Raw genomic sequence first — 24,647 nt, forward strand, 5'->3', positions numbered from 1 at the left:
AAATTCACTAATTCTCATACAAAATACTAGCGATTTTTTTATCATTTAGTACAAACCTTATCTGCTCATATTTTTGAGTAGGGTGCATATCCTTTTCTGTAACTGGCGGAAAATATTTTACTCCAATAGTCACGTTTGGTAAACTAAAACTCCAAGATGACCTGATTTTAAAATTCTTACCACACAATTGTTGATCGGATGAGTTCAGATATTCTTTGAATTTTGAAAGCCCTTCGATTTCAAATATTGTTTTCCAGTTTTTACGAACTTCAAAAACGATATTTTCGTCAAGATTTTTCAGGATACTACTTTCATCGGAACTGTTACAGGCGTTTATAAAATCTCTGATGATTTTTCGTGGTTGTTTTTGAATTTCTCTGATTTCTTTCTTTTTGTTTTCAAGATAAGTGCTAAAATCCTTGTCAACCAATTCAGATAACTTATAGTATCCTGAATGAAAAGCTTCTAATGGAGATTTGTATAATCTATCTTTAAAAAAAGTTGCTTCATCCGTTTCATTGGCTTTAAAATGATCCAGAAGCAAAAAACCTTTTTCTTCGGTTGTACTGTTAACACCATCTGCAATATTTACAAAGTAGTACTGCTCTTTATCTTCAAACAAGACTTTGATTTTAGGGTTGAACTTTTCAGGATTATTTACCGATGCTTTTACAAGATATTTCGTTTCATCCAAAGTATTTTCAATCCGTCTTCCCCAGCCATCAGTCGATAATTCTGATTGGTATCGGGATATTTGAACCCGTATTTCCTTCCGTCCTTTTTCAAGGTCGGTGGTAAATTCATATCCAGGAAAAGAATTGAGAATAGCCGTGTCTAATTCCCATTCCTCATAATCACTTGTAAAATTTATTTGATAGCTAAATTCATATTCCCGAATGTAAACCGGAAATTGGAACTTGTTACCGACGATTGTTTGCTCTAATAAGGTAATATCGGATTTCCTGTTTACGGTTATTGAGATTTCAGTTTCAATCATTTTGAAATTTATTTTTACTGACAGTTTTAAAGTAATGCCATTTTTTTGTTCAAACCATTGTGCTTGAGAGTAGAAAGGAAATCAAGTGAAGACTGCTTAATCATTGTCGTCACCCAATTGGTCAATGTATTTCAAAATTAGATTTACTTGTTTGTCCTCGGATTTTGTAGAGGATATTTTTTCAATAATTTTGATCCTATCTTCTTTTGGTAATTTATTGAACGATTTTAAAACACCCGAATTTCTAAAAGTATCTAATATTTCTTTTTCTGTAATCGGCTCCTTTGAAGTCAATAAGTAAAGTGTCACAGTTACAGTGTCGCCACCACTTTTGCTGATTGCTTTCCTGATTTTGTCATTAATTGAAATTAGCTTGTCTTGTCCTCCAATCGTAAACAAATTAATACTGTCAATTGTGTAGTTGTCAATTGTACCAGATACTTTCAATGAGCCCCATTTTCCTACGATATGTTTAGTGTTAGGTACTTGGATGTGATATGTCCAAGCACCTTTACCTGCTTCATATTTCAATTCGAGCTCCTTGTTCTTTACTAAGTATTTCATCTTTTATGACCTGTATTATAGCTTTACCGCTAACCCCTTAATTTAGAAAATTTGGGTATTTTGTTTAGGAATTAGTCTATTTGTTTTAAGGACAAATTTAATGAATTAGATGCTAGGGTTATGGCAAATATTCTATTATAAACCATCATTAATCAGGCGACGTTCTTTTGCTTCTTTTCTTTGGTCGCTGTGTGAAAAGAAAAGAAGTCATTACCAAAAACAAAAAATGGGATACTGAATATCCCACGCAAAAAACTCGCAACCTGTTTGGTAAAATGTAAGGAAATGGAATTGTGAGCCGGTGCATTTTTGCAAAGTGATTGCATCAGCTTTAAACCGCAAAAATGCGTTTCCGACCGTAGGGAGGAATTGCATTTTTGCCCGCCGATTTCGGCTTTTAGGCAACTTTTATCGGGTGGGTGCGGAAATCTTTCAGATTGTGAAAAAATCCTTTGTATTCAGTCATTCCCCTGCGAAACAAGTTCCACAATAAGGAGCAACCCATTTGTGTAAGTGATGAATTGATAAACAAATCTTGATGTTCCAATGCTTCGGCAAGTGAGCAACTTGGCGTGCTGTCCTCTTGTTCGGATTGCTTCAATAGTTCGCCAAATTCATCGGTAACAAATGGCAGGCTTGCCACCGTTTGGTATTTCTCTGAATTGGGTTGCTTTATCTCTCCGATGGTAGATAGTAACACTTGTCCTGTATCTTGGCTGTTGCCAAAATCCAACCAATATTTTGGTTCATCTTGATAGTGTTTGCGGTAACTTGTTTCTTTCAAAATTTCAGCAACTCCAAACCTCGCCTGTACATTATCCACACAAGTAATGGTAATAATTGCCCTTGCTTCTTCGGGCAATCTGCCAAAATTGTCTTTTTCAAATTTTACCGTTTTGGCTTTCCAATTTGTACCTGCCCAACGGTTGCAACGATTGATTAAAGCAACGGATTTGTATAATCCTGTTTCACTTTCTGCAAAACGCTGTCTGCCCAAATTGGCACTCGTGATAACATCATCATCCCAAAGGCGGACTTGCAACCCTGCGTGTCCTAATGCTATCAAACTTTCGTTTATTTCCATTAAGGCGGTCAATACTTTTGAGCCTGTACCACCTGCTCCGATAAGGTTTACCGAAATCGGATTGGTTGGATTGAGTAAATAGTTGTCCGTAAAATGAACTGCTGTTTTTGTCGTATTCATCACAATAGATTTTTAAGGGTTTTATTATTCTTTTTTAATACCTCTTTAGGAAAGGGTTTATCCGTATTGATAAGGTCTTTCCAAAGGGTTACAATATTTTTTTTCGTTAAGTTTTCGCATAATGAATGACTGAAATAAGAATTGAAAAAATAATGTTCCCACGCCTGTATAAATTCCTCAACCGAAGCCGAATTTTTAATGTCAATACCCACCGTACCCATACATACATTGCCCTTTTCGTAGATATTGAAGAAAGGTGCATAATGCAATGGCGTTTTCTCGGTGGGTCTTCTGTCGTTTGCTAAAGCAAATACCGTAAGACTGCTTTTATTGGCAAACCATAGCATTGGCGGTACTTGTGCCTTGCCGTTGGAAATACCTAAACTATCCACAAAATATAGCTGTCTTAGCTGTGTTTTGGTGTACCATAGCACCGTACCTTTTTCGCTCGGATTAATATGCAAAATGTTGGTCGGCAAAATTCCCTTTGGCTTTAAAAAGGCTTTGCTATTTTCTTCATCGGTCTTTAGAGCCTTTGCCAATACATTGGCTTCTTTTACTGTCAATGGGTGGGCATTGATAGGCGTTCCGTTGCTGTCCATATCGAAATGCTCTACATACATATCGGTATTTGTGCCTATGGTTTCGTAAAAAACCAATGCGGATTTCGGATGGTACAATGTGCCAAAATCGTTGGTGATGTTATTTACGTTGTTCATTTTTCTGTTGTTTTATAGTCGTCTAATAGTGTGCAGAGGTAGTCCAATAAGGCAAACAAGCGGTTCTCAAAATCGAGATTTGTTGTTGGTATTTCATTTACGTCAAATCGCTTGGAAATGGTTGGTTCTTCCATTGCTCCGTACTCATTAAATTCATTGTTGATGGTATCGGAAAGGCTTCCGTATAACCAACCTTTGGTATCTGCAATAAATGAAATGTACTTTTCCATTCCGATTGCTTCGTTTTCGTAATCATCATTGTAAGGGTCTTCTTCGGATATTGGTGCGTTTCGGAAAATGCTTGCGTTCGGATATTCAGTAAAAAGGGCTAACGCATTGCAAGACACATTATGGCATTCCCTGTCGAACAGATCAACACTTTTAAATTGGCTCACACGCTGTTCAAACACCTTTAGATTGATACGGTTAAATAGCTTTTGTTCTATTTTATCGCCAATGTATTCGGCATTTCTCAACTCCCTTTTATAAGCTTCGGTTTCGTCCGTTTCCTCGTCCTGTTCTACCCAATCTTTGTGCATTTCATATTGCCAATACAGATAGCTGTCTTCTTGTCTGTAATACGGCACATCGGCAATATGGTACAGATAACTACATACTGATATTAAAAGCTGTGCAGTCTTTTTACGCTTCGGGTCTTTGAGCATTTTAAAAAGTGGTACAATAGGAATGTAATACAAGGTTGTACCTGTATTGTATCGTTCCTCACTTGTGAAGTAGGTTTTCTTACTGTCCTGTACCAATTTGAAACTATCCCAATTGATATTGGTACGTTTTACTTTGGTTTCCATATCCCACATAGCCAATGCAATATTGTAGGGAAAACCAAAATCTTTGGTCTGCATTGGTTCAATGCTGTAATGCTCGGCAAATCTGGAGAGGGACTTGTAAAAATCCCTCTCCGTTTTCTGACAAGCCTGTACGGATTGTGCTGTTTTCAGTTTTGGCAGAAACGTACACTTTAGAATACCATTGGTAGCATTGCTATTGGTATGGATTTCTGCTTGTCTTTCTGCACTTGGTTTGCATCTTTTGGTCTTTGCATCCAATTGGCGAACTCGCCCAACTGTCGGTGCAATTGCCGTTGTCGTTTCTGTTCGGGTATGCTGATAGTTCCCGATATGATGTTGCGTTGCATAATTCATCGTTTTATAATTTTAGTTTAACCTTTCGTACCCATTACGCTCTCAAATTTGTATTCTACTGCATCATCTTTAATTTGCGGTGTAGATGCTTTTGCTGTTGTCAAAATCGGGTACATATTGGCGTAAAAATTCATTACTGCTTCCACGCTCCAACGTGGTTCGGGGTCGGTCAGTCTTATGTCCTGTCCTTTATCTTTGAGTATAAAAACTCGTTCTAATTGCGTTGCTAATAACATAATGTTCTGTTTTAATGATTACTATTCTTTTCATCTTCGTCTGTTTCATCAATAGGATAATCGGCAGTAATTTCTTGCTCTATTGGTGGTTCGGGTTTTGCTTCGTCCATTGCTCCGAAAAGGCTCGGTGTTGCGAATTTGTCGGATAATGCTGTTTTGCGTTTGCGTATCTCGTCTGCTTTTTCGGGAAACTCCGTTATATCAGGAACTTTTATCCACGCTTCACGGAACTTACCCTCTTTTTCCAACTCGTCCGCCTTTGCCATAGCATCTTTAAACTTCTTGTCTTTGGTTTCCTTGTCCTTTTTCGCTTTCTCGGTTTTTTCCTTTTCTATTGCCGATTGTGCTTTGGCTTCGTCCAATTGCTTTTGGAATTTTTCCATATCCACCATTAAGCCCGATACCTTTTGTATGGGTGTAGTTATCTGCTCAAAAAATCCCTCGTCAAACTCTTGGGGCGTGGCGTTAAAGGTCAATGGGGGAATTAGATTTTTTGCACTATCTCCGCATTGTTCGTTGTTGAGCAATACTGTTACAATTAGGTTGCTTTCTATCCCTTTTGAAATGTTCAGTTGCAATACTCCTGTAAAGTCCAACTGCTGTATCTGATTGAAAAAATTTGTGTTCATTGTTCTTAAATTTTAATTGTTATTACTTTTTTCTCTTTTGAGTTTCTCGTGCATATCTGCCCAATATTCCTGTCTTTCCTTGTCTGTTTCTGTTGGTGTGTCGTGCAGATATTCTTTATACCAACCAGTTTGTTGAATAGCTTTTATGAGGTCGGTAACTTCAACCCAATTCCCATTTTTATCTATGATTTTCATTGTACTTGGCTTTAAATGTTATTTACTGATTTCCGCTATTTGGTCAATCCTACCATAGATGATACTTCGAAGACTTGTTTTGTCAGGAGCGTTGTATTCTAACCAACTGCCGTACTGCTTTACGATATAGGATTTTAAAACATCCTCAAAACCAAAGCGATAACCCATAAGCGGTACGGCTCTTTTGAAATAAGCATTTCGGTTTACTGCTTCGGCAAGCCAATTTTTTTCGGCTCGGTTCAACTTGTCGCCTTTGTTCAGCTTTTCCCTTAATTGGTAAACCTTTGCATTTTGCAGGGTTGCCAATTCGGGTACATCGTGGCGTACAAACTTTGTGGCTATTATTGTTACTATTTCCATTGCGGTAGATTTTAAGGTTGCTGATTTTTGATTTTCCGCTCCAACAAGTTTTCTAATATCTCGTAATCGCTTTCGTAAGCATTACCCTCAAAATGGTAGGTATCGGTTTCTTCATCAAACTCGTATTGCTCAAAATCCACGTCTTCCAAATAAACATCTGTGAGTAGCTTGTCATAAAATGTTGCCCTGCCATATACAAGATTGCCTATTTCTTCATAGTCGTGTGTGAAATTCACTTCGTAATGCTCCGCTATCTTTTGAATGATTTCCATATTGGGCGACCATTTTGTTTCATACTGAAATTGTCCTTCATCGCCATCATTCCAATAGATATTGAAGAAATAACCACCATTATCTTTAGAAATAAATTTGGGTAGTTGCCCTTCTTCGGATTTTTCTTCCTTTTCCTTCATTGATTGAAAAAGTTCCTGTATTGCTGTGATTGTTTCGGGTTTTCCCTCGAATACAACCGTATTACTGCACCAATTTGCCATAATGAATATTTTTAGTAGGCTACCACCGATTAAGGCGGTAGCCTGTTGTTATTTAATTAAGGTTTAGGATTTCTGCACCATCTAAAGCAAAACCATTACACAATTCAAATGCTTTCTGTGATTTGAGTTGAGCAGTACCACCCAATACAATGCTTTGTAATTTGGCTTCATCATTCTTATAATTTCTCACGTTCTGATAGTAGCCTGTAACCGCATTATATGCTCCGAACAATGTACCTTTAGTAGTGTCCATTTGTTGGGTGTCGCTTATCATCGCATACGCAAAAGCATCTTCAACGGTGTTTTTGAATACTGTGGAAATTTCATCTTCTGCACCTTTTTTGATTAGGTCAAGCGTTTCTTTGTTCGGGCAAAGTGCCAATTGGATAAGCTTTTTAACCTCTCGGTCTGTTACCTTTACTTTTGCCCACTCATTAAAAATGCCCTCTAATTGGTTGCTTAATGTGTTGGCAAGTCCCATAATCTTGTGAGCGTTCTCGATACGTTGCTTTGCCCCCGAAGTGTGTTTGATACGAACAACATTGGTCATACTGCGTAACGAAGCGTTTAAGGTGTTTTGGCAAACGATACGGATTGGTGTAAATGCGGCTGTGATACTTCCGCTACCATCGTGCGAAGTGGTAAGGAAAATGTACTTTTCTGTAACATCATCGCCATTGCCTACACGAATATAGTCGGGCAATTTGGCTGTGATAAAAATGCGTTCTCCGTTGCCTAATGCTCCTGCGGTTTCGTACAGAATGCCCTCATCACCGCCTACAATAGCATCAAAGAAATTAAAGGCTTCACGATTTTGTACGATGTGGTAATCCTTGCCGACTACTCCCAATACTTTATTGTTATCGGTGCGAATGTTAGCGTAATAATTAGGCACTTTTAATTCGCTACTGCCTATCTCTATACCATTGGTGGTTTCGATAATGCCGGAACCTTTGGTAAATAGTGGGGATTTTACGACTTCGTAATCTAATCCTGCGTGTTTGATAGCTTCCTCACTTGTTGGATATTGCTCTACGATTTGCCCCAAACCGTGCCACGCTTTTTGTTGTACGCTAAAAAATGAATAACGTCCTGTTCTCTCGTTGAAATTGATATTATGTGCCATAATGCTTAAAATTTTGATATTAAAAAATGGATTGAATGTTCTTGATTAAAATGGAAGGTCGTCTTCTGTACCTTTTCCTGCTGTACTGTTGTTTCCTGTTTGTGCAGTAGCTTGTACGCTTTCGGTTCTCTTACTACCTCCGTGCAATTTGATTTGTGAGGTATGGAAATTCAGTCCTGCTCTTGGCTCTCCGTCATTACCTGTCCACGCTCTTGTGCTTACTCGTCCCGATAGTTCTACCAAAGTGCCTTTTTTGAGTAGCTTGGCTACATTCGGAGTTATCCAATAAGAGCAGTCGAAATAGGTGGTTTGCTCTATGCGTTCGCCTTGTTTGTTTCGGTAGCTGTCGTTGGTCGCTACTGAAAAATTTACTACTTGTTTGTCCTGTGACGTTGTGCGTACTTCCGCATCCCTTGTCAGTCTTCCTGTGATGTTCATATTCTTTAATTTTTAGTTATTGATTTTGATTTTTTTTAGATTTATTCGGCAATGAGAGGAGGTGCTGTTTCGTTTCATTACCATTTCCAATGTTTTTAATCTTCATATCTGACATTTTTTTTTATTCGTTTAAAGAGCCGGAGTATGCTATGTTTCGTTTCACGAGCATAAAAGGTTCGTGTTTAGCATCACCAAGGTTTTGGAAAAAAATACTACCCAACGGGTGGAGATTATTTTCCAAACTTGCTTGACCTTTGTGATGCGTTAAGAACACGGAAATACCTTTGCTCTTGAAATGGGACAAAAAAGCATACGGGTCTTTGGATAAAAATGAATGTGGAAGCCAAGAAGATGGCATTGAGAAATGGTTCAGAGTGAATTGAAATAACACATCCAATTCGCTGAATTTTTAAAACACTTTTTTAAAGCGGTGGGGCTATCAAAGCCACACTAACAGAGGATTAGAAAAATGTATTTGTGCGGGAGGAGTAGATGACAACATTTTTTAATCTTCTGTTCCAGAAGTAGCCGAAAAGCTCTTTTACAGAAAGGGAATAGCAGAGCGAAGTAAATGTGCTTTGGCTATAAAATATGGGCATAAAAAAAACAGAACCGTTAAGTTCTGCTCCTAATTTCAAATTGTGATTAACTATATAACCTGTAAAAACGCTTCTTCAATCTCCTTAAATTTAGGAGCTACCAAATCCATATCCTTACTAATCTTTTGGCTGGTAATTTTAGCATAAATCTGTGTAGTTGAAATGTTTTTATGTCCCATCATTTTGCTAAGGCTTTCAAGAGGTACGCCTTCGGTCAAAAACATCGTTCCAAATGTGTGTCTTGCGGTGTGAAAAGTTACTTTTTGTTCTGTTATAATTTCAGCTTTTTCAATTAATTTGCCAATGTGAGTATTGCAGGTTACATTGGTTGGAACTGGAAAGATAAACTCATTACGAGTGCTACCGAGGTATTTTTCTATGATACGTTTTGGGATTTCCATTAACCGAACATTAGAAGCAATATCTGATTTTTTTCTTCTGCTGATGATCCATTGGTGACCATCGAAGAAAGACTGAATATTGTTCCTTGTCAGTTTTTTAATATCCGCATAAGCAAGTCCGGTAAAACAACTGAAAATAAAAAGATCTTTCACAAGCTCATACCGTGGGTGGGGCGGTGCACACATCATCAGTTTTTCTACATCTTCTTTAAGAATATAACCCCTGTCAGTTTCTTCCATATTGATTTCATAATCTTGAAACGGATTATCACGTATCAAACCTTTTTTAATAGCCAATTCCACCAGACTTAGCACAGGCATCGTGTAAACCCAAACCGTATTATGTGTAGATTGTAAATCGTACCGAAGATAAAAATCAAATTCCCTAATAAAATCTCCAGTCAATTCCCGAAAGGCCATATCATCACGATGATAGCGTTCTTTGATAAAAGTGGTAAGATGATTATAAACCGTGATGTACTTGTTGTAGGTGCTTTGTGAACGTTCTTCCTTGTCAACCAATTTTTTAAAATCCTCATTTTTATCGTTAAAGACTTTTAGAATTGCATCATCCATTACACCAACACCCAAGAATGAGAGCTTTACTTTTTGGGAAGTAGCAAAGCCCTCGTGTTTCAGCATATCTTCATAAATTTTGTCGATACGCCCACGTATGTTATCCAACTTTTTATTAATATTTAAAGCTGTTGCGCTTTTGCCCTCAACTCTTCCATATTTTAGATCCCAATTGCTTGGGTCAATTTCTAACTTTGTCCCAAAAGTTTTAGGTGCTCCATCAATGGTAATACGTGCCATAATTGGAGCGTTACCATTTTTTTTCAGTTCGTTCTTTTTCAAGTAGAAAAGCAGTTTGAACGTTGATTTTTTTGTCTGTTTCATAACTCAAATGTTTAATGTTTAAAATTAATTTACATTGAGTTACAAGGAAATATAAAAATAAGTGCAAAACACTGAAATATAACCGTTTAGGCTAATGAGAAACCTCTATTAATCGGTAACGAATTAGTAACTTAACTTTGTCATTTCAAGCCCAAAACTTATCAGACACCGAGTTCCAAATAAAGACTACTTCTTTATAAAACATTGTATAGCAACGGATTTAATCGTTTTGCTTAACTTTGCTTTTTACTAATCTTTTTTTTCAAAAAAACGAAATCAGCAGCGGAAGAAAGCTGGAAAGGTGCATGATGTCGCGCAGCGATTTGAGTGCCGTATAAATAAATTTACAGGCCGACTGGTAGTTGACACCCATAATATGAGCCACTTCTTCGTTGCTCATGTTGTGAAAATAGCGGAGTTGGATGGCTTCGCGCTGACGCTTCGGCAGTGCATGAATAGCAACATGTAATTGCCTGGATTTAAACGAATTGTCTTCGTCCCGCAGTAAAGCCAGCTCAAAATTTTCCTCGTATAGCTCGCTATGCGTAGTATCCAGTGCGTCTTCACAACGCGCGTCCAGGTTCCTGACGATCTTATAGCGGAGGGATTTCAATAAATAAAAACGGATAGAATTGACGTCGGTCAGGTTGCTTCTCCTTTCCCACAGCTCTACGAATAGATCCTGGATGCAATCTTTAATTACATGTTTATCATTTGTTATTTTGAATCCGTAACTGATAAGCGGAAAAAAATGCCGTTCATAAATATTCGCAAATGCCGTTGGGTCTCCCTGCTTAAAGGCAGACCAGAGATCCTGATCGGAGACCGGATCTTGAAAGGCGTAACGGAGATCCTTCATGCGGGTGCGTTTCTATTGTATCGCCAAAGGTATATATTTTGTATATTTTTAGGAAAAAATTGTTATGAATGAATTGTTAAGAATAAATGTGAAGCCGACCATTGAAAAAGACTTGCTGTTCTGCGCGCGTACAACAGCCTTCGCGATATGTCACCGACACTAACGTTGTAATCTATACGAATCCCTATCACCGATAGCTCTATATTATTGCCCCGGTCAGCCAGTCCAGTTGAATTGTTGAATAGAGGGATGTGTCGTGCCTTGATCATCTCCTTCGATCAAAACGGTACATACTCGCCTGACGGTTTTATCAGGTCTTGCTCCGGATGGCGATCCAAAACGAAACGCGGGTCCACGAAACCAGAAGTGAAAGGATACGGTGTTGAACTTCACAACAAAGTAAAGTTGGGCTTTACAACAAACCTGCGCTTAACGGTTGGTAGTAGTTTTGCAGTACAAAAAATCAATTAAGGAGATGAACAAAACAGTTTTAGTGACCGGTGGTAGCGGCTTCGTGGGTATCCATACTATTTTACAATTATTGCAGAAAGGCTTTCAGGTGCATACGACCATTCGCACATTGGCCAAAAAAGATAACGTCAGCACTGCCTTAAAAGCCTCGGCAGTTGAAAATATTAGCAGCCTGCGTTTTTTTGAAGCGGATTTAACCAGCGATGCTGGCTGGGACGAAGCAATGAAAGGGGTTTCGTATGTGTTGCATGTAGCGTCCCCATTTCCGGCCCAGGAGCCGGCCGATGAAAACGAACTCCTCGTTCCCGCCCGTGACGGAGCCTTGCGGGTGCTCAAAGCCGCACAAAATGCCGGCGTAAAACGTCTTGTGCTTACTTCGTCTTTCGCCGCGATTGGGTACAGTATCAACCCCAGGAACCATATTTTTACAGAAGAAGATTGGACTGATGTTCATGTGCCGCTTCCCGCCTACATTAAATCAAAAACGGTTGCGGAAAAGGCCGCCTGGGATTACATCGGGCAAAATGACGGCGGTATGGAATTAACGGTAATAAATCCTGTCGGAATATTCGGACCGATAATGGGTGGTATCAGCTCCGCCTCGCTGGACATAGCAGTAGCCGGAATATTGAATGGGACAACTAACGTAAGTCCGGACTTTACAATGGGTGTGGTGGATGTCCGAGATGTAGCAGCGATACACCTACTCGCGATGGAACATCCCAAAGCTGCCGGAGAACGATTTATTGCCTGTGCCGATGGCGTAATGAGCTTTTATGACGTAGCAGAATTGCTCAGAAATGAGAGACCGGAGTGGGCTGAAAACATCGCGCAAATGCAGCCTACCGCAAAGGAATTTTACATTGAAATGTCAAACCAGAAGGCTAAGACCGTATTGGGCTGGCAACCACGAAGCAAGGAAGAGGCATTGCTTGCCAGTGCCGACAGTCTGATAAAATAATTAAATTTGCAGGAACCGCCTTCTTAATATATAAATTGAAATTTAACAACATACAATCTTGTCATCTGGGACCGGAGATTTCACCGGAACAGTTTATACCGGAGCATTTCTTCCTGTACCTGCTGCAAGGTTCGATGAAGGCTTTTGATGGAAGAAATAACTATCTGATGCAACCGGGCGATTACTGCATCGCCCGGAAGAATCATCTGGTACGCTATACCAAGTACAGAGATCAAGACGATGCCTTCGAAAAGATAATCATCACGCTGGATGAACCCTTTTTAAAAAAATATCTGGAAAAACACCCGTCGACCGTCGGTATTTACGACAACGACCATTCATTTCTGTTTGTACAGGAGGATAAATTAATCAGGAATTTCATTCAGTCGCTGGAACCATACTACAACGGAAGTGATCAGATTGATCAGGCCTTTTCTGATGTGAAGCGGGAAGAGCTATTACTGATATTACTGCAGAACAGTCCCAAGCTGGCCGATGTATTCTTCAACTTCGGTATACCTCAAAAGATTAATCTGGAGGAATATATGAACCGAAATTTCAGGTTCAATATCAGCATGGAGCGTTTCGCTTTTCTTACAGGCAGAAGTGTATCCTCGTTTAAACGGGATTTCCAAAAAGCATTTGGAACTACTCCCGGCAGTTGGCTCAAAAAGAAGCGGTTAGAAGAAGCTTACTTTCAAATCAGCAGGCAAAATGAAAAGCCTGGGAAAGTTTATCTTGAAGTAGGCTTTGAAGACTTGTCTCATTTTTCCTTTGCATTCAAAAAAGAATTTGGATTAACACCAACAGAAGTTTCATTGAGGTATCAGGGCAGGAGTTGATCGGGGACTTTTGCCACTGGGTATGGTATCCAAGCCACACGCCCTTTTCCAAACCGGTCAGCATACATTTATGATATCGCCAAACATTTTTTTGACCTCAAATTTGACCGTAACAGTAGTGAACTTTGACGCCGAAAGCGGGAAAAAATGAGCACCATAGGCGATGGGTGCAAGTCCCGTTTTCCAATCGCACCGGCGACCCGCCTAAAATCCCAGACTCAAACATTCCGTAATTTGTGTTATGCATCCCCTTTATTGTGTTAACTCGCTTTAACCCGTCAGTCTAAATTTGCATTGTAAATCATTGAGAAACATTCAAAGTTTAGAAAAATGAAAAAGGTAGCACTAATCACAGGAGCAAGTTCAGGAATGGGAAAATCAACCGCTAACATATTGCACAGCAAGGGCTATACTGTTTATGGAGCAGCGAGACGTACCGATGAAATGAATGACCTGAAAGCAAAAGGAATGGGTGTAGTGGCACTTGATCTCACCAACGACGCTTCAATCGTTGAAGCTGTTAACACCGTTCTCAACAACGAAGGCCGGATAGATATTCTGGTAAACAACGCCGGATATGGTTCTTACGGCGCTGTTGAAGACGTCCCCCTTGACGAAGCCAGAAGGCAGTTTGAAGTAAATCTTTTTGGAATGGCCCGGTTGACGCAGTTGGTATTACCCGGTATGCGTGAGCAAAAATCGGGTAGAATTGTAAACATCTCTTCAATGGGTGGTAAAATTTATACGCCGTTGGGTGCCTGGTATCACGCCACGAAACACGCCGTAGAAGGATGGAGCGACTGTTTGCGTCTGGAGTTGAAGGCGTTTGGAATCGATGTGGTAATCGTTGAGCCGGGAGGCATCAAAACGCCCTGGGGCCAAATAGCAGCGGAAAATTTGAAGATTACCTCAGGCAGAGGTGCCTACGCTCACTTTGCCGACAAAGTAGCTGAGAGCACGATTAAAATGTACACCGGAAGCCAATTGACTGATGTGGATATACTTGGACAGACCATTGCCCGCGCTGCCACCGACAAGAAACCCAAAACCAGGTATGTAAAGGGTTATATGGCAAAACCAGCAATGGCCATCAGAAAATGGTTTGGCGACAAAGTGTACGACAAAATAGTAATGAGCCAGGTTAAGTAGACGAAAATTTGGGCAAGAAGATGAAACAGGACATTAAAAATATCAGGTCGATCGGCCAGTTGCATGAAATTTTCGGATTTGGAAAACCGACGCATCCGCTGATCAGTATCATCGATGTGTCAAAATGGAAAATTTCAGAACAGTTTGTCGGCGTAAAATACACCTCGGAATTGTATACGATTGGCCTGAAAGACAAAAGCTGTGGTTTGCATTACGGAAGAAATACCTACGATTTTGACGAAGGGGTATTGTTCTTCACAGCACCCGACCAGGTTCAGTCCGTATCGAAAACTCAGGAATTAAATGAAATACAGGGATGGATGTTATTCTTCCACCCCGATTTAATCCGCAATACCACATTGGGGAGAAGTATCGAGAATTACGGATTTTTCACTTATGAGGTACGCGAAGCCCTTCATTTGTCCGATGCTGAACAAAAGACGATCACCGATTGCAAAACCATGATACAAAATGAAATCCTCGAACGGATAGACAACCATAGCCAAACCGTTATTGCATCTTCCCTGGAACTACTATTGAATTTATCAAAACGTTATTATGAAAGACAATTCAATACCCGCTCCGCACAAAATTCTGATGTTGTGAGCCATTTTCATACGCTGCTCAATAGTTATTATAAACATGGAAAATTTGCGGAAACAGGAATACCTTCGGTTGAATATTTCTCTGACAAAATACATCTCTCGGGAAATTATTTGAGTGACCTGTTAAAGAAAGAAACCGGGTACGCAATAAAAGATCACGTCAATAATTTTGTCATCGAGAAAGCCAAGACGCTACTACTTAGCGAATCAGAAACGGTAAGTGGTATTGCCTATACGCTGGGATTTAATTATCCCCACTATTTCAATCGCTTATTTAAAAGCAAAACAGGATTAACACCGCAAGAATACAGAAAGCTGAATTGAGCTTGTTACCAATGCCCTTTGCGATACCTTCCGTTTAAATGCGTCAATTCTGTTTCACACACCGGATCAAATGAAACGGGTAATTCTCCATGACCTCTTCAACGCTGGCCAGGCCGTAACCACCGAATTCCTGCTGAATGGAAACCCCGTCGTAAAAGAACATTCTGACGCCGCCGAACTGCTCAAACCGGTCGGGCCCGACGGGTTTTCCTTGTCCATAGGTTACGGCCTCTTTGGTAATGGCAGTAAAAATCATCATACCGCCCTCATGGAGCTGCTCATAACAATCTGCAATCAGTTTCGCTCTTTCGTCCTCATTCAACAAATGAATCAGCGCGTGGGCGAAAATGCCGTCATATCGGTTTTCGTCAAACGGCATTTCCGTCACCGAGCCATGGTAGAGTTTCAGTGAATCACCGTATCGGGTTTTTGCAATGGCGATAGCTGTTTCGGAAATCTCTATCCCGGTCACTTCCATCCCCTCTTTAACAAATGGCTGAGCATTCCGACCATACCCGATACCAGGAATCAGAATCTTTTTATAGCCCGCCTCATGGAAAATTCCGGAGGCAATCAGGGCAGCATTTGCGGGATCCCAACCCCACATTTGGTTTTTACTTTTAAATGCTTCTTCCCAAAATTCACTCATATCCGGTTATGTTTCGTTCAAATTTTATGGTTTTCATGGCACGTCCAGGTCGTCAGCGTCATTTAACTCCTGGACGGTCATGGAACGCAACCCCGAAAGTCACAAGAAAATTCCTTGAAAAAAGATGTGAACTGATCCCTGCTGTACGCCACACATGCAGAAACAGGCGTCAAGATTCGGGAAAGCCTTTATTTTGAATAGCCAGCTAAAAACGAGTAAAGGCTACCATGGAATTTCGCCGGTCGCCGGGTTGGTTTCCTCACTGAAGAATTTGCCGGTTGGTCCATCCTGGCCGATAAGCGCATACTTGATGATCCGCTCCGCCGCCACGCTGACTTCGCCACCATTAAAGAAAGTAAAGTCCGTTGCGGTGAGGCCCGGGCAAACTGCATTTACCTTCACCTTTGTGTCTTTGAGTTCATAAGCCAGGTGAACGGTATACATATTCAAGGCCGCTTTGGAAGTGGCATACACGACGTATTTTGCAAAGTTGTAAGCGGGCCAGTCGGGATTTGATTGCAGGGCCAGGGACCCCACGCTCGTGCTGACGTTGACGATCCTTGGCTCCGGGGAAGTCATAAGCAGATCAAGAAAGGCGTTGGTGACGCTTGCCGTACCGATCACATTGGTGGAAAAGGCCGCCTGGTACTGGTCTGCGGTCGCGCTGGCTACGGTGTATGGGTGAGCACCTCCGTTGATGCCTGCATTGTTGATCAATACGTCCAGCCCCGCGCTTCTCCTGCCGATTTCATCCCGCGCGGCAGAAATGGATGCAAGGTCCGTTACATCCAGCCTGATGGCCTCAGCCTGGGTGAGGCCATCGGCTTTCAGCCTGCCGACTGCTTCGTTTCCGTTCGAGAGATCACGGCTTCCCAGGTATACATAAAACCCTTTCTTCAATAATTGCCTTGCTACTTCAAAACCTATGCCTTTGTTGGCTCCTGTGATTAATGCGGTCTTCATATTCCAAAAATTTTAGTTTGATACGGCAAAATTGCAGCATGGAAAAATGAAGACATTTAACATTTGGTAAAAAAGCAGTCAGCGGATCGTTCTGCGGATCCGGCTCAGCGACTGCTGCGTAACGCCCAGGTACGACGCGACGTAGGCAAGCGGAACACGGTTGACCAGCAGCGGATGGCGTTCCAGGAATTCCAGATACCTGGTGGTGGCATCCTGCGAGATCACCGGTGCTTTTCTTGATTTCTGATACAAACAAACCTGTACCATTTTATACTTGGCAATATCCCATCCCTCTACAAGTTCGGATAAGCTGTCCCAATCCAGCCTCGAAAACGTCAGCAGTTTGCAATCGGTGCAGGCTTGCAGGTATTCCGAAGAAACGAGGTTTGCCTCAAAATTGAGGTAGTCGGCCACCAGGCTATTTTCACTGATGAAGCAGCGTGTCACTTCCTCGCCCGTATGGGTATAGTAACAACCCCTCAGCACGCCTTCCACCACGAAACCGACTTGCCTCGGCACCTGCCCTGCCTTGGAAAAGTACTCGTCTTTCCGGAGTTCTGTCAACTGCGCCTTGCCGGTGATAAGCTCCAATTGACACGGCTTAAAATCGCCGAAAGTTAACAAGTAGTCTATAAGTTCTTTCATTATATTTTCATATCTCAATTCTTGTCAGGCCTGGCGAGGATTTAGCAATTCAAAAATTACCGGTGGCACAAAGCTGATGTTGCCGGAAGGCACCGCTGTAGGCTAACAAAAACACTTGTGTATGGTTCCCAAAAAATTCGTCAAAAACACCACATTCGTATTCAGTTTACAGAAAACCAGGTAATTCTACGCAGCAGTATACCATGATCGTGGTATTGAAAGCATAGTGCTGATGCCCCACCTTTATTGTGCCCGGAGGGCGATTTAAACATATACGCTTCGGGGTGTAATTATGACCAACGTCAGCACGCTCAGCCATTTTTAACTATACTAAACGCGCAATCTTATGAAACGGATTTTGCTATTGCTCCTTCTTTCATCCGGTCTGAAATTACCCTCCTGTTGGGGACAGTCTGTCTACAATGTTTATGCCGTTGAACTTTCCGGCATCCTCGTGTCTCCAGATGCATACACAAAACCGAATACGGCAACCATCCGATCGGGCCAGACTATTCAGTTGACGGGATTTTATGATCAGGGTACCGCGAAGTGGTATGGAGAGGGGCTTCCGCCCGAGGGATCCCCTTTTTTCAGTACGTACATTACGCCCGTCAATCCTGGAAGTTCGAATATAACGCTTACTTATACCGTTAATAACAACGCGACCAATGCCATAACGGTGACGGTTCTTCCCGAACAGGCCCCCTCCCATCCGACCGTTTCTGCAGCAGCGTATTGTACATTCAATCCGGTTCTTACAGCGACCGGATGCAGTGGTGAGGTAAAATGGTACCAAAGACAGGGAGACGGCGGTATGCAGCCCTATACAAGAGAATTGATACCGGGCGCTGTGGGAACAACTTATCAAACGTCATCAACCGGCTTTTTCACAGCCACTTGTACAGTAAACGGCACAGAAAGTTTTGGGAGCTTCCTTACCTCGGTAGGCGCCACAGGTGTTCAGCCATCCGTCGGTATCTTGCCGCCAGCCTCAGGCAATCAGGTGTGCATGTGGTCGAGTCAGACGCTCGTTGCTTCGGGTACGGGGCTGGATGCTGGAACGCTCACCTGGTATGAAAAGATAGGTACCGAGGCAGCCACGACCATTGGTTCGGAAACAACAAAAAACGTGCAGGTCACCAACCTCAGTACGCAATATTATGCACAATTAGCCGTGCCTGGATGTGCCGTAAAAACAAGTAGCACCCAGACATTCACGGTGAAACCGCCAACGACACTCGCTGCCAGCGGAGAAAGAACTTTTACGGTGCACACACAGCAGTATGATGGATTGACCGGGCTAAACGTCCTGGGGGACGATAATTGCCAGCTCATTGCCCGCTTTACACCCAATCAGAACTGGGACGGAGTAGATGTAACTACGGGCAAGCGAATTACCGTAAAGGTTGCGAAGGACAATTCTGTAAAGGTTCATAACAATCAGCCCTATGTGCAGCGTCATTATGATTTTGAACCTGAGAATCCCTCGGAAACCCAGAACGCGTGGTACCAGGTCGTTTTGTATTTCATCCAGGAAGAGTTCGACGCCTTCAATTTAGCCAGTACGGTTAAATTGCCTATAAATCCGGCAGATATCGAAAATTACGCATCCAATCTGAGGATCTGGCAGACGCATGGCACGCCAAACTCCCTTCCTACCGCTCCTGGCAATTACGGATCCATTGCCGAGGCGTGCGTCCCCTGTACCTCTGTCGCTTGGGACTCTGGACTATCGGTTTGGAAAGTTACTCACAATTCACGGCTAGGCTTCTCCGGGCAGTCGAGGTAGGTGACCTTATGCAGAAAACAAAACATACCATGGACCTGATCTGGCTGGCAATATCCTTGCTGGCCATTCTGGTGGCACTTATCGGAATATGGATGTTGTGAGAATGAGTGACCTGTATTTAATATTAACTTCTAAATAACTAATTTTAAGACTAACTCCTTTACCCGATGCACAAAATACTGGTTGTGGACGATCACCGGATTTTTACAGACGGAATCTCTTTCCTCCTCGGGCATACCACCGACCTGCGTGTTACAGGCGCTTTGCATCATGGCCGGGAAGTCATGCCGTTTCTGTCCGCCCATCCGGTAGATGTCCTCTTGCTGGACATTGATATGCCCGATGTATCGGGTTTCGAAATTGCCAAGTCGGTAAAACAGCAGTACCCCCAGATTAAAATACTGGCGCTTTCGATGATCGACGACATTATTTCTCTCGAAAAAATGTACCGTGCCGGTGCAGATGGATACTGTGTCAAAAGCAGCGGACGGGAGGAGGTTTTCCGGGCAATCCGAACGGTTCTCAACGGCGGCAGGTTCTGGCCTCCTGCATTCCTGCGGCTATTGTCCGGACAAACAGAAAAAATGTCGGAGTATCTGCTGACACCCCGGGAAACAGAAATCATCAAGATGATCTGCGAGGGCGTGACATCCGCGAAAATGGCGCAAAAACTACATTTGAGCATCAGAACTGTCGAAACGCACCGCAAAAACATTTACCGCAAACTTGATGTACATTCAAATGTCGAGCTGGCCAATTACGCTCGGAAAAGGCTCAACATCCAGACATAAAAGTTATGTTTCGCACCGTTCTGCTTTTTGTCTTCCTTCTGCGTACGCTTCATTCGAATGGACAGCATTCGGCGGTGGCAGCAACGGCATCTTTACCAGACCAATTCAGTTTTGAACATTTTTCGCAGGAAAACGGCCTCTCGCAGGGTACCGTATATGATATCGCCAGTTATGACGGCTACATGTGGTTTGGCACACAGGACGGCCTGAACCGGTTTGATGGACACAATTTCAAGACATACCGGGCAAGCCGGGGAAAGACATACAGCCTCAGTAACAGCTGGGTTCAGGCTTTGCTGGCAGACCGCAAAGGGCGGTTCTGGGTAGGCACCGTGGGTGGATTATGCCTGTATAATGCCGGCAACGAACGATTTCAACGGTTCGCAGAGGCCTTCGGGAACAAACATCTGCTTGATTCGGTCTCCGTTGAAAAGCTGGACGAAGACAAACATGGAAATGTTTGGGTGATGACCGATGAACGCGGACTTTTTCGCGTGGACTCCCGGACCGGCAGGACTCATTCGTATCTGAAAGAAAACAACAGGTTATATGATTTTTGTACGGCACCTGACGGGAAACTATGGGTGTCTACCTATGATTAGATTTATTACTATGAGCCAAAAACTGACACGCTCGTACCGATCGGCATCAAAAGAAAACTCACCAAATACCTTTCCGCAAAGTCGCGGATCCAATCCATTCTTATAGATACAAGGGGTAACATGTGGGTGGGGACCTACCAGGAGGGGGTATTTAGAATAGAAAAATCACCGACAGGTTACCGCATCTCACATTATGTCAAAGGAAACACCCGTTTCGACATTTCCAGTAACGAGATCCGCGACTTCATGGAAGACCGGGAGGGCAGGATATGGATGGGAACCAAGGGCGGGGGTATATCCCTTTTTAAGTATTCCAGCAGCACTTTCACCCATATACAAGGCACTGACGCGCGCAGAGATGGCCTCAGCGAGAATCATGTGATGGATTTGTTTCAGGATCAGCAGGGTATTATCTGGATCGGTCTCAGTTACAGCGGTATCGATAAGTATGACCCGGCGAGGAATATTTTCAGGACCATCCGAAAAGACCATGATATGTCGCAAAACGGGTCCATTTTTACGATTTACGGTAAACAGGATCAGCTATACTTGGGTACAACGGACAGGCTTATGGTGTATTCCACTACCAATCATCAATTCGAAAGTGACCTGGGTGGCCCCTCTTCGCGAAAGCATTTTGAAGTCTATAACATTTCCGAAGACTCGGACGGTAACCTGTGGATTGTTACGACCGATCAGGGATTATATCGTTACAACGAGAGGCAGGGCTTTGTTTCCTTCTCAAACAGCAAAGAAAATGACCGGCGCCAGTACTTCCTGTACGCAGTGAAGGCGCTGAGAAGCGCTCCCGAAACATGGATAGGAGGACACCGCGGATTGGAACGTTTTGATTTGCGGACGCTGAAATGGAAAGACTGGCAGGACATGCCACCCATGAAAGCAGTGGCGAATCGCCCGGTCCGTATGATTCATGAAGATTCCCGGCAAAATGTATGGCTTGGGACATTGGGTTATGGACTACTTCGCTACGATCCCGCAAGCCAGCAGCTGCTCACTTTCGACAAGAAAAACGGCCTGTTTTGCGAAAACATCCGCAGTATTCTGGAAGTAGGCACGGCTCTTTGGATCGGAACGGACTGCGGGCTGTTTCAGCTGGATCTGAAACAACTGAAAGTAATCCGCCAGTACACGGAAGCAACTCCCGCACCTTTTAATCTGCCCAACGATGTCGTCTATGGAATTCTGAACGATACAGAGGGCAATCTGTGGTTGAGCAGCAATAAAGGCCTGGCAAAATTTTCGCAACAAAGGGGCGTAGTCAAGACCTATGATGTCACGGATGGTTTGCAGAGCAATGAGTTTAACACCAACTGTATCTACAAACACGCAAATGGCACCATGTATTTTGGAGGAGTCAACGGCGTCTCCTATTTTAATCCCGGCGCCCTTCGGGCCAACACCTTCATTCCGCCGGTTAAAATGACCGGCATAACGATATCCGACAGTGTGTACCCGCCCCACCTCAAAGAAATTGTCCTGCCGCATCACCAAAACTTCATTGATTTCGAGTTTGTAGCGCTGAACTTTTCGAATGTAAAAAAGAACCAGTATCGTTACAAAATGCAGGGCATTGACCCCAAGTGGGTGCAGGCCGGCGACAGAAGAACAGCAAGTTATACCAATTTACCGCCTGGCAGCTATGTATTCAAGGTTATCGGCAGCAATAATGACGGAGTTTGGAACAACATCGGCACGACAGTAAACATCACGATCCTGCCACCCTGGTGGGCTACATGGTGGGCCCGGTCCTTGCTTATGCTGTTGCTCGCCAGCGGGATTTACGGCCTCTTCCGTTACCGCCTCGTTCAGCAGCCGCGTCAGCGTGAAGCAGAAATACGTGCCTCACTCATGGCCCAGGAAGCAGAGCGGAGCCGCTTTTCGAGGGAACTGCACGACGGAATCGGCGCCAATCTGTCACTCCTGAAAATGTACATCGCCGCGTTTGGGGATACAGATATTCCTTTAAGCGATTTGAAGGACCGGTCCGAGAAATTACTGGCCGGGTCGGTGGATGAAATCCGGCGGCTCATCCACGACATGCAACCGCGCAACCTCAAAGAATTGGGCTTGGTGAAGGCGGTTGAAGATATGGTGAGCCTGATTAACATGGGTAATGGCCTGTCTGTGTTTTTTACCTCATCGAACATGCCCGAAAAGCTCCCAGAACAACTGGAAATCAATCTCTTCCGGATTGTTCAGGAGCTTTTACAGAATGCGATAAAACATTCGGGCGCCCGGAACGTATGGCTGCAATTTCGCTTTGAGAACGAAACCCTCATCATCACATACAGGGACAACGGCATTGGATTTGACACTTCCGCCCCACCGGAGGGCAACGGGTTACTGAACATCCGCAACCGTGTGATGTTGCTGAAAGGTGAAATGACGAGCAAATCCGGACCGCAGGGCACTGAATTTCACCTCAGGGTAGCAGGATAAGCCGGAAAATTCGCGATGAACGGCGAATACACAGCGTACTTCGAAAACCTTCCAGATCAACCCTGGCAAGGGATGTCAGCCCTTTACCAGTAATTAAAATCATGATTTTATGTTATTGCACCGTGCCCGTATAATGTCGAACCGAACGACTGGCAAATTGGGTGGCCAGATGCAAAACATACGTAGAAATACGTATCAATTTACCGGGATATTGGTATTGATGAGCCCTTTCTTTTAGCTGACCTTTGGCTTAAGAATATGCATGAAGTCAATGAGGCGAGGACCCGGAGATACCTGTTAACGTATAAGGATAAAAGGCCGACGCGCCCTAACCACTGAAATCTAGTGGATGCCGGAGAAACAGAACCTGAGGAACCCTTCCATTCCACATCTGCCAGCGCTCCGGCAATCGCCGAGCAAGGCGACGCGAAAAAAGGTTTATACATAACAACAAAGACAACCATTCATGCGGGGCCTGCCCAGCCAGCCCACTCAGCAATAAGGTTTACCGATATAACCGAGAGTTAGTCACGCGGGTTACGCCCAGGCAGATAACTGTGACAGGGTTTGGATGAGACGGATAATTGATTAACCTGTGGTAATGAGAATATATAAAGCGCTGTGGGTATACGATCCAAAATCCCTAAAGTGGCAAGTTCTGCTCAATCAACTGCGCAGTCCTTATGGTTTGACTATCAATAATAACGATGAATTATTTCTCTCCGAATGGACCGGGACAAATGATTCCGTTATCAAAGTAACCGTAAAATAGAAAATTGAAGATACGGGGCAATGGCTGAGCGTACATCCTTTCTCCTGGAAAGGATGGCTCTCTCCTTTGCCAGGTATGGTAACAAGGGATCAGTTATCGGGCAGATAAAAACCGTAGTAAACAGCGAGGGGTTAATTGGTCAGTAAGTAAAAGGGATATTACTACTGCTGAATAAGCCACATTCTCTGAGATGTCCCCGACAAGCATCTGCCGCCCCTATTGTTATATTTCCAGACATAAAATATAACTAAACCACTATGGACTTAAAGTCCATAGGTTAAGAGAAAGAATGAAATTCTTTATTCAAGGATAATATTATCCCTATCAATATTTCGAGGCTTACTATGATGCTCCAAATATTCATTAACCATTTCATCTGTAACATTACCAGTACTCCAAGCGCCGTATCCAATAGCCCAGAAATGACGCCCTCAATATCGTTTTACCCAATTCTAGATACCCTTCCTGCAAACGACGGGAGGTACGACCTTTCAGACTTTTTACGAGATCGCTAAGGGCAAGAGATGGTTGATACTCAATGTGAATGTGATCCTTGCTCACAACACCTTTCAGGATACGAACATCCTGAGCATCACAGATTTGATTAACAAGCTCTCTGCAAGGTATTTGAATATCGCCAGTCAGAACTTTATACCTATACTTGGTAACCCACTCATTACGTACCGTCAACCAGGTAACAGTATGGCTGCTAATTCGTTGTTCCCTACTCATTCAATAAA

The 24,647-nt window shown here is 42.9% G+C and carries 25 protein-coding genes and 1 pseudogene; 8 read left to right on the top strand and 18 right to left on the bottom strand.

The features are described 5' to 3' along the window. Positions 1-7 precede the first annotated feature (7 nt). The 14 genes from KOE27_RS26065 to KOE27_RS26130 all read right to left on the bottom strand — a co-directional run bounded on the left by KOE27_RS26065 (position 8) and on the right by KOE27_RS26130 (position 10,884). Positions 8-997 carry a hypothetical protein gene (locus tag KOE27_RS26065; protein WP_215241812.1) on the bottom strand — a complete coding sequence of 330 codons (990 nt, stop codon included), beginning with the start codon at positions 995-997 and terminating at the stop codon, positions 8-10. A 96-nt stretch (positions 998-1,093) separates the two neighbouring features. After that, positions 1,094-1,561: a DUF1905 domain-containing protein gene (locus tag KOE27_RS26070; protein WP_037438465.1), complete on the bottom strand. Its 468-nt coding sequence runs from the start codon at positions 1,559-1,561 to the stop codon at positions 1,094-1,096. A gap of 397 nt (positions 1,562-1,958) precedes the next feature. Continuing rightward, entirely contained in the window at positions 1,959-2,765 is an 807-nt protein-coding gene (locus KOE27_RS26075) for a PRTRC system ThiF family protein (RefSeq protein ID WP_215241813.1), read from the bottom strand. Beyond that, positions 2,765-3,367 (bottom strand): PRTRC system protein B, encoded by a 603-nt coding sequence (locus tag KOE27_RS26080; protein WP_229252993.1) that lies wholly within the window; start codon positions 3,365-3,367, stop codon positions 2,765-2,767. Before KOE27_RS26080 ends, KOE27_RS26075 begins: the two co-directional genes overlap by 1 nt. 113 nt (positions 3,368-3,480) lie before the next feature. Further along, entirely contained in the window at positions 3,481-4,647 is a 1,167-nt protein-coding gene (locus KOE27_RS26085; RefSeq protein ID WP_215241815.1) for a hypothetical protein, read from the bottom strand. A 17-nt stretch (positions 4,648-4,664) separates the two neighbouring features. Next, positions 4,665-4,883 (bottom strand): PRTRC system protein C, encoded by a 219-nt coding sequence (locus KOE27_RS26090; protein ID WP_215241816.1) that lies wholly within the window; start codon positions 4,881-4,883, stop codon positions 4,665-4,667. A gap of 11 nt (positions 4,884-4,894) precedes the next feature. Further along, positions 4,895-5,512, bottom strand: a complete 618-nt coding sequence (locus KOE27_RS26095) for a PRTRC system protein E (RefSeq protein WP_045754124.1) — start codon at positions 5,510-5,512, stop codon at positions 4,895-4,897. Between the two features lie 12 nt (positions 5,513-5,524). Further along, on the bottom strand, positions 5,525-5,707 hold the full coding sequence (locus tag KOE27_RS26100) for a hypothetical protein (protein WP_045754125.1): 183 nt from the start codon (positions 5,705-5,707) through the stop codon (positions 5,525-5,527). An 18-nt stretch (positions 5,708-5,725) separates the two neighbouring features. Then, positions 5,726-6,067 (bottom strand): molybdenum ABC transporter ATP-binding protein, encoded by a 342-nt coding sequence (locus KOE27_RS26105; RefSeq protein WP_229252994.1) that lies wholly within the window; start codon positions 6,065-6,067, stop codon positions 5,726-5,728. Between the two features lie 11 nt (positions 6,068-6,078). Next, positions 6,079-6,561, bottom strand: coding sequence for a DUF1281 family ferredoxin-like fold protein (locus KOE27_RS26110; RefSeq protein WP_045754127.1), 483 nt, complete (start codon positions 6,559-6,561; stop codon positions 6,079-6,081). 52 nt (positions 6,562-6,613) lie between these two features. Further along, positions 6,614-7,687: a DUF932 domain-containing protein gene (locus KOE27_RS26115; protein WP_215241817.1), complete on the bottom strand. Its 1,074-nt coding sequence runs from the start codon at positions 7,685-7,687 to the stop codon at positions 6,614-6,616. 45 nt (positions 7,688-7,732) lie between these two features. Continuing rightward, positions 7,733-8,125, bottom strand: coding sequence for a single-stranded DNA-binding protein (locus KOE27_RS26120; RefSeq protein ID WP_112376281.1), 393 nt, complete (start codon positions 8,123-8,125; stop codon positions 7,733-7,735). 649 nt (positions 8,126-8,774) lie between these two features. Further along, complete coding sequence (locus KOE27_RS26125) at positions 8,775-10,025, bottom strand: site-specific integrase (protein WP_215241818.1); 1,251 nt, start codon at positions 10,023-10,025, stop codon at positions 8,775-8,777. Between the two features lie 262 nt (positions 10,026-10,287). Further along, on the bottom strand, positions 10,288-10,884 hold the full coding sequence (locus KOE27_RS26130; RefSeq protein WP_215241819.1) for an RNA polymerase sigma factor: 597 nt from the start codon (positions 10,882-10,884) through the stop codon (positions 10,288-10,290). Between the two features lie 475 nt (positions 10,885-11,359). Here KOE27_RS26130 and KOE27_RS26135 point away from each other — a divergent pair, with 475 nt between their 5' ends. From KOE27_RS26135 to KOE27_RS26150, 4 genes are all read left to right on the top strand, one after another. Then, complete coding sequence (locus tag KOE27_RS26135) at positions 11,360-12,316, top strand: SDR family oxidoreductase (protein WP_215241820.1); 957 nt, start codon at positions 11,360-11,362, stop codon at positions 12,314-12,316. 35 nt (positions 12,317-12,351) lie between these two features. Continuing rightward, positions 12,352-13,158, top strand: a complete 807-nt coding sequence (locus KOE27_RS26140) for a helix-turn-helix domain-containing protein (RefSeq protein WP_215241821.1) — start codon at positions 12,352-12,354, stop codon at positions 13,156-13,158. 330 nt (positions 13,159-13,488) lie between these two features. Further along, entirely contained in the window at positions 13,489-14,307 is an 819-nt protein-coding gene (locus tag KOE27_RS26145) for an oxidoreductase (RefSeq protein WP_215241822.1), read from the top strand. Between the two features lie 20 nt (positions 14,308-14,327). Further along, a complete protein-coding gene (locus KOE27_RS26150) occupies positions 14,328-15,236 on the top strand; it encodes a helix-turn-helix domain-containing protein (protein ID WP_215241823.1) in 909 nt (302 codons plus the stop codon). 43 nt (positions 15,237-15,279) lie between these two features. On the opposite strand, the gene KOE27_RS26155 is transcribed toward KOE27_RS26150, so the two are convergent. The 3 genes from KOE27_RS26155 to KOE27_RS26165 form a co-directional block, all read right to left on the bottom strand. Next, on the bottom strand, positions 15,280-15,885 hold the full coding sequence (locus KOE27_RS26155; protein WP_215241824.1) for a class I SAM-dependent methyltransferase: 606 nt from the start codon (positions 15,883-15,885) through the stop codon (positions 15,280-15,282). A 222-nt stretch (positions 15,886-16,107) separates the two neighbouring features. Then, complete coding sequence (locus tag KOE27_RS26160) at positions 16,108-16,848, bottom strand: SDR family oxidoreductase (protein ID WP_215241825.1); 741 nt, start codon at positions 16,846-16,848, stop codon at positions 16,108-16,110. 78 nt (positions 16,849-16,926) lie between these two features. Next, positions 16,927-17,493: a Crp/Fnr family transcriptional regulator gene (locus tag KOE27_RS26165; RefSeq protein WP_215241826.1), complete on the bottom strand. Its 567-nt coding sequence runs from the start codon at positions 17,491-17,493 to the stop codon at positions 16,927-16,929. Positions 17,494-17,839: 346 nt separating this feature from the next. Here KOE27_RS26165 and KOE27_RS26170 point away from each other — a divergent pair, with 346 nt between their 5' ends. The 4 genes from KOE27_RS26170 (at position 17,840) to KOE27_RS26190 (ending at position 23,135) form a co-directional block, all read left to right on the top strand. Next, positions 17,840-19,282: a hypothetical protein gene (locus KOE27_RS26170; RefSeq protein WP_215241827.1), complete on the top strand. Its 1,443-nt coding sequence runs from the start codon at positions 17,840-17,842 to the stop codon at positions 19,280-19,282. A gap of 167 nt (positions 19,283-19,449) precedes the next feature. Next, complete coding sequence (locus tag KOE27_RS26175; RefSeq protein WP_215241828.1) at positions 19,450-20,073, top strand: response regulator; 624 nt, start codon at positions 19,450-19,452, stop codon at positions 20,071-20,073. A gap of 5 nt (positions 20,074-20,078) precedes the next feature. Beyond that, positions 20,079-20,675: a ligand-binding sensor domain-containing protein gene (locus tag KOE27_RS26180; protein ID WP_215242427.1), complete on the top strand. Its 597-nt coding sequence runs from the start codon at positions 20,079-20,081 to the stop codon at positions 20,673-20,675. Positions 20,676-20,720: 45 nt separating this feature from the next. Beyond that, positions 20,721-23,135 carry a sensor histidine kinase gene (locus tag KOE27_RS26190; protein WP_255574041.1) on the top strand — a complete coding sequence of 805 codons (2,415 nt, stop codon included), beginning with the start codon at positions 20,721-20,723 and terminating at the stop codon, positions 23,133-23,135. 1,071 nt (positions 23,136-24,206) lie between these two features. Here the strand turns inward: KOE27_RS26190 and tnpA are convergent. Beyond that, positions 24,207-24,639, bottom strand: a pseudogene (gene tnpA / locus KOE27_RS26195) (IS200/IS605 family transposase). Positions 24,640-24,647: the final 8 nt, after the last annotated feature.

The organism is Dyadobacter sp. CECT 9275, from assembly GCF_907164905.1.
Lineage (GTDB): Bacteria > Bacteroidota > Bacteroidia > Cytophagales > Spirosomataceae > Dyadobacter > Dyadobacter helix.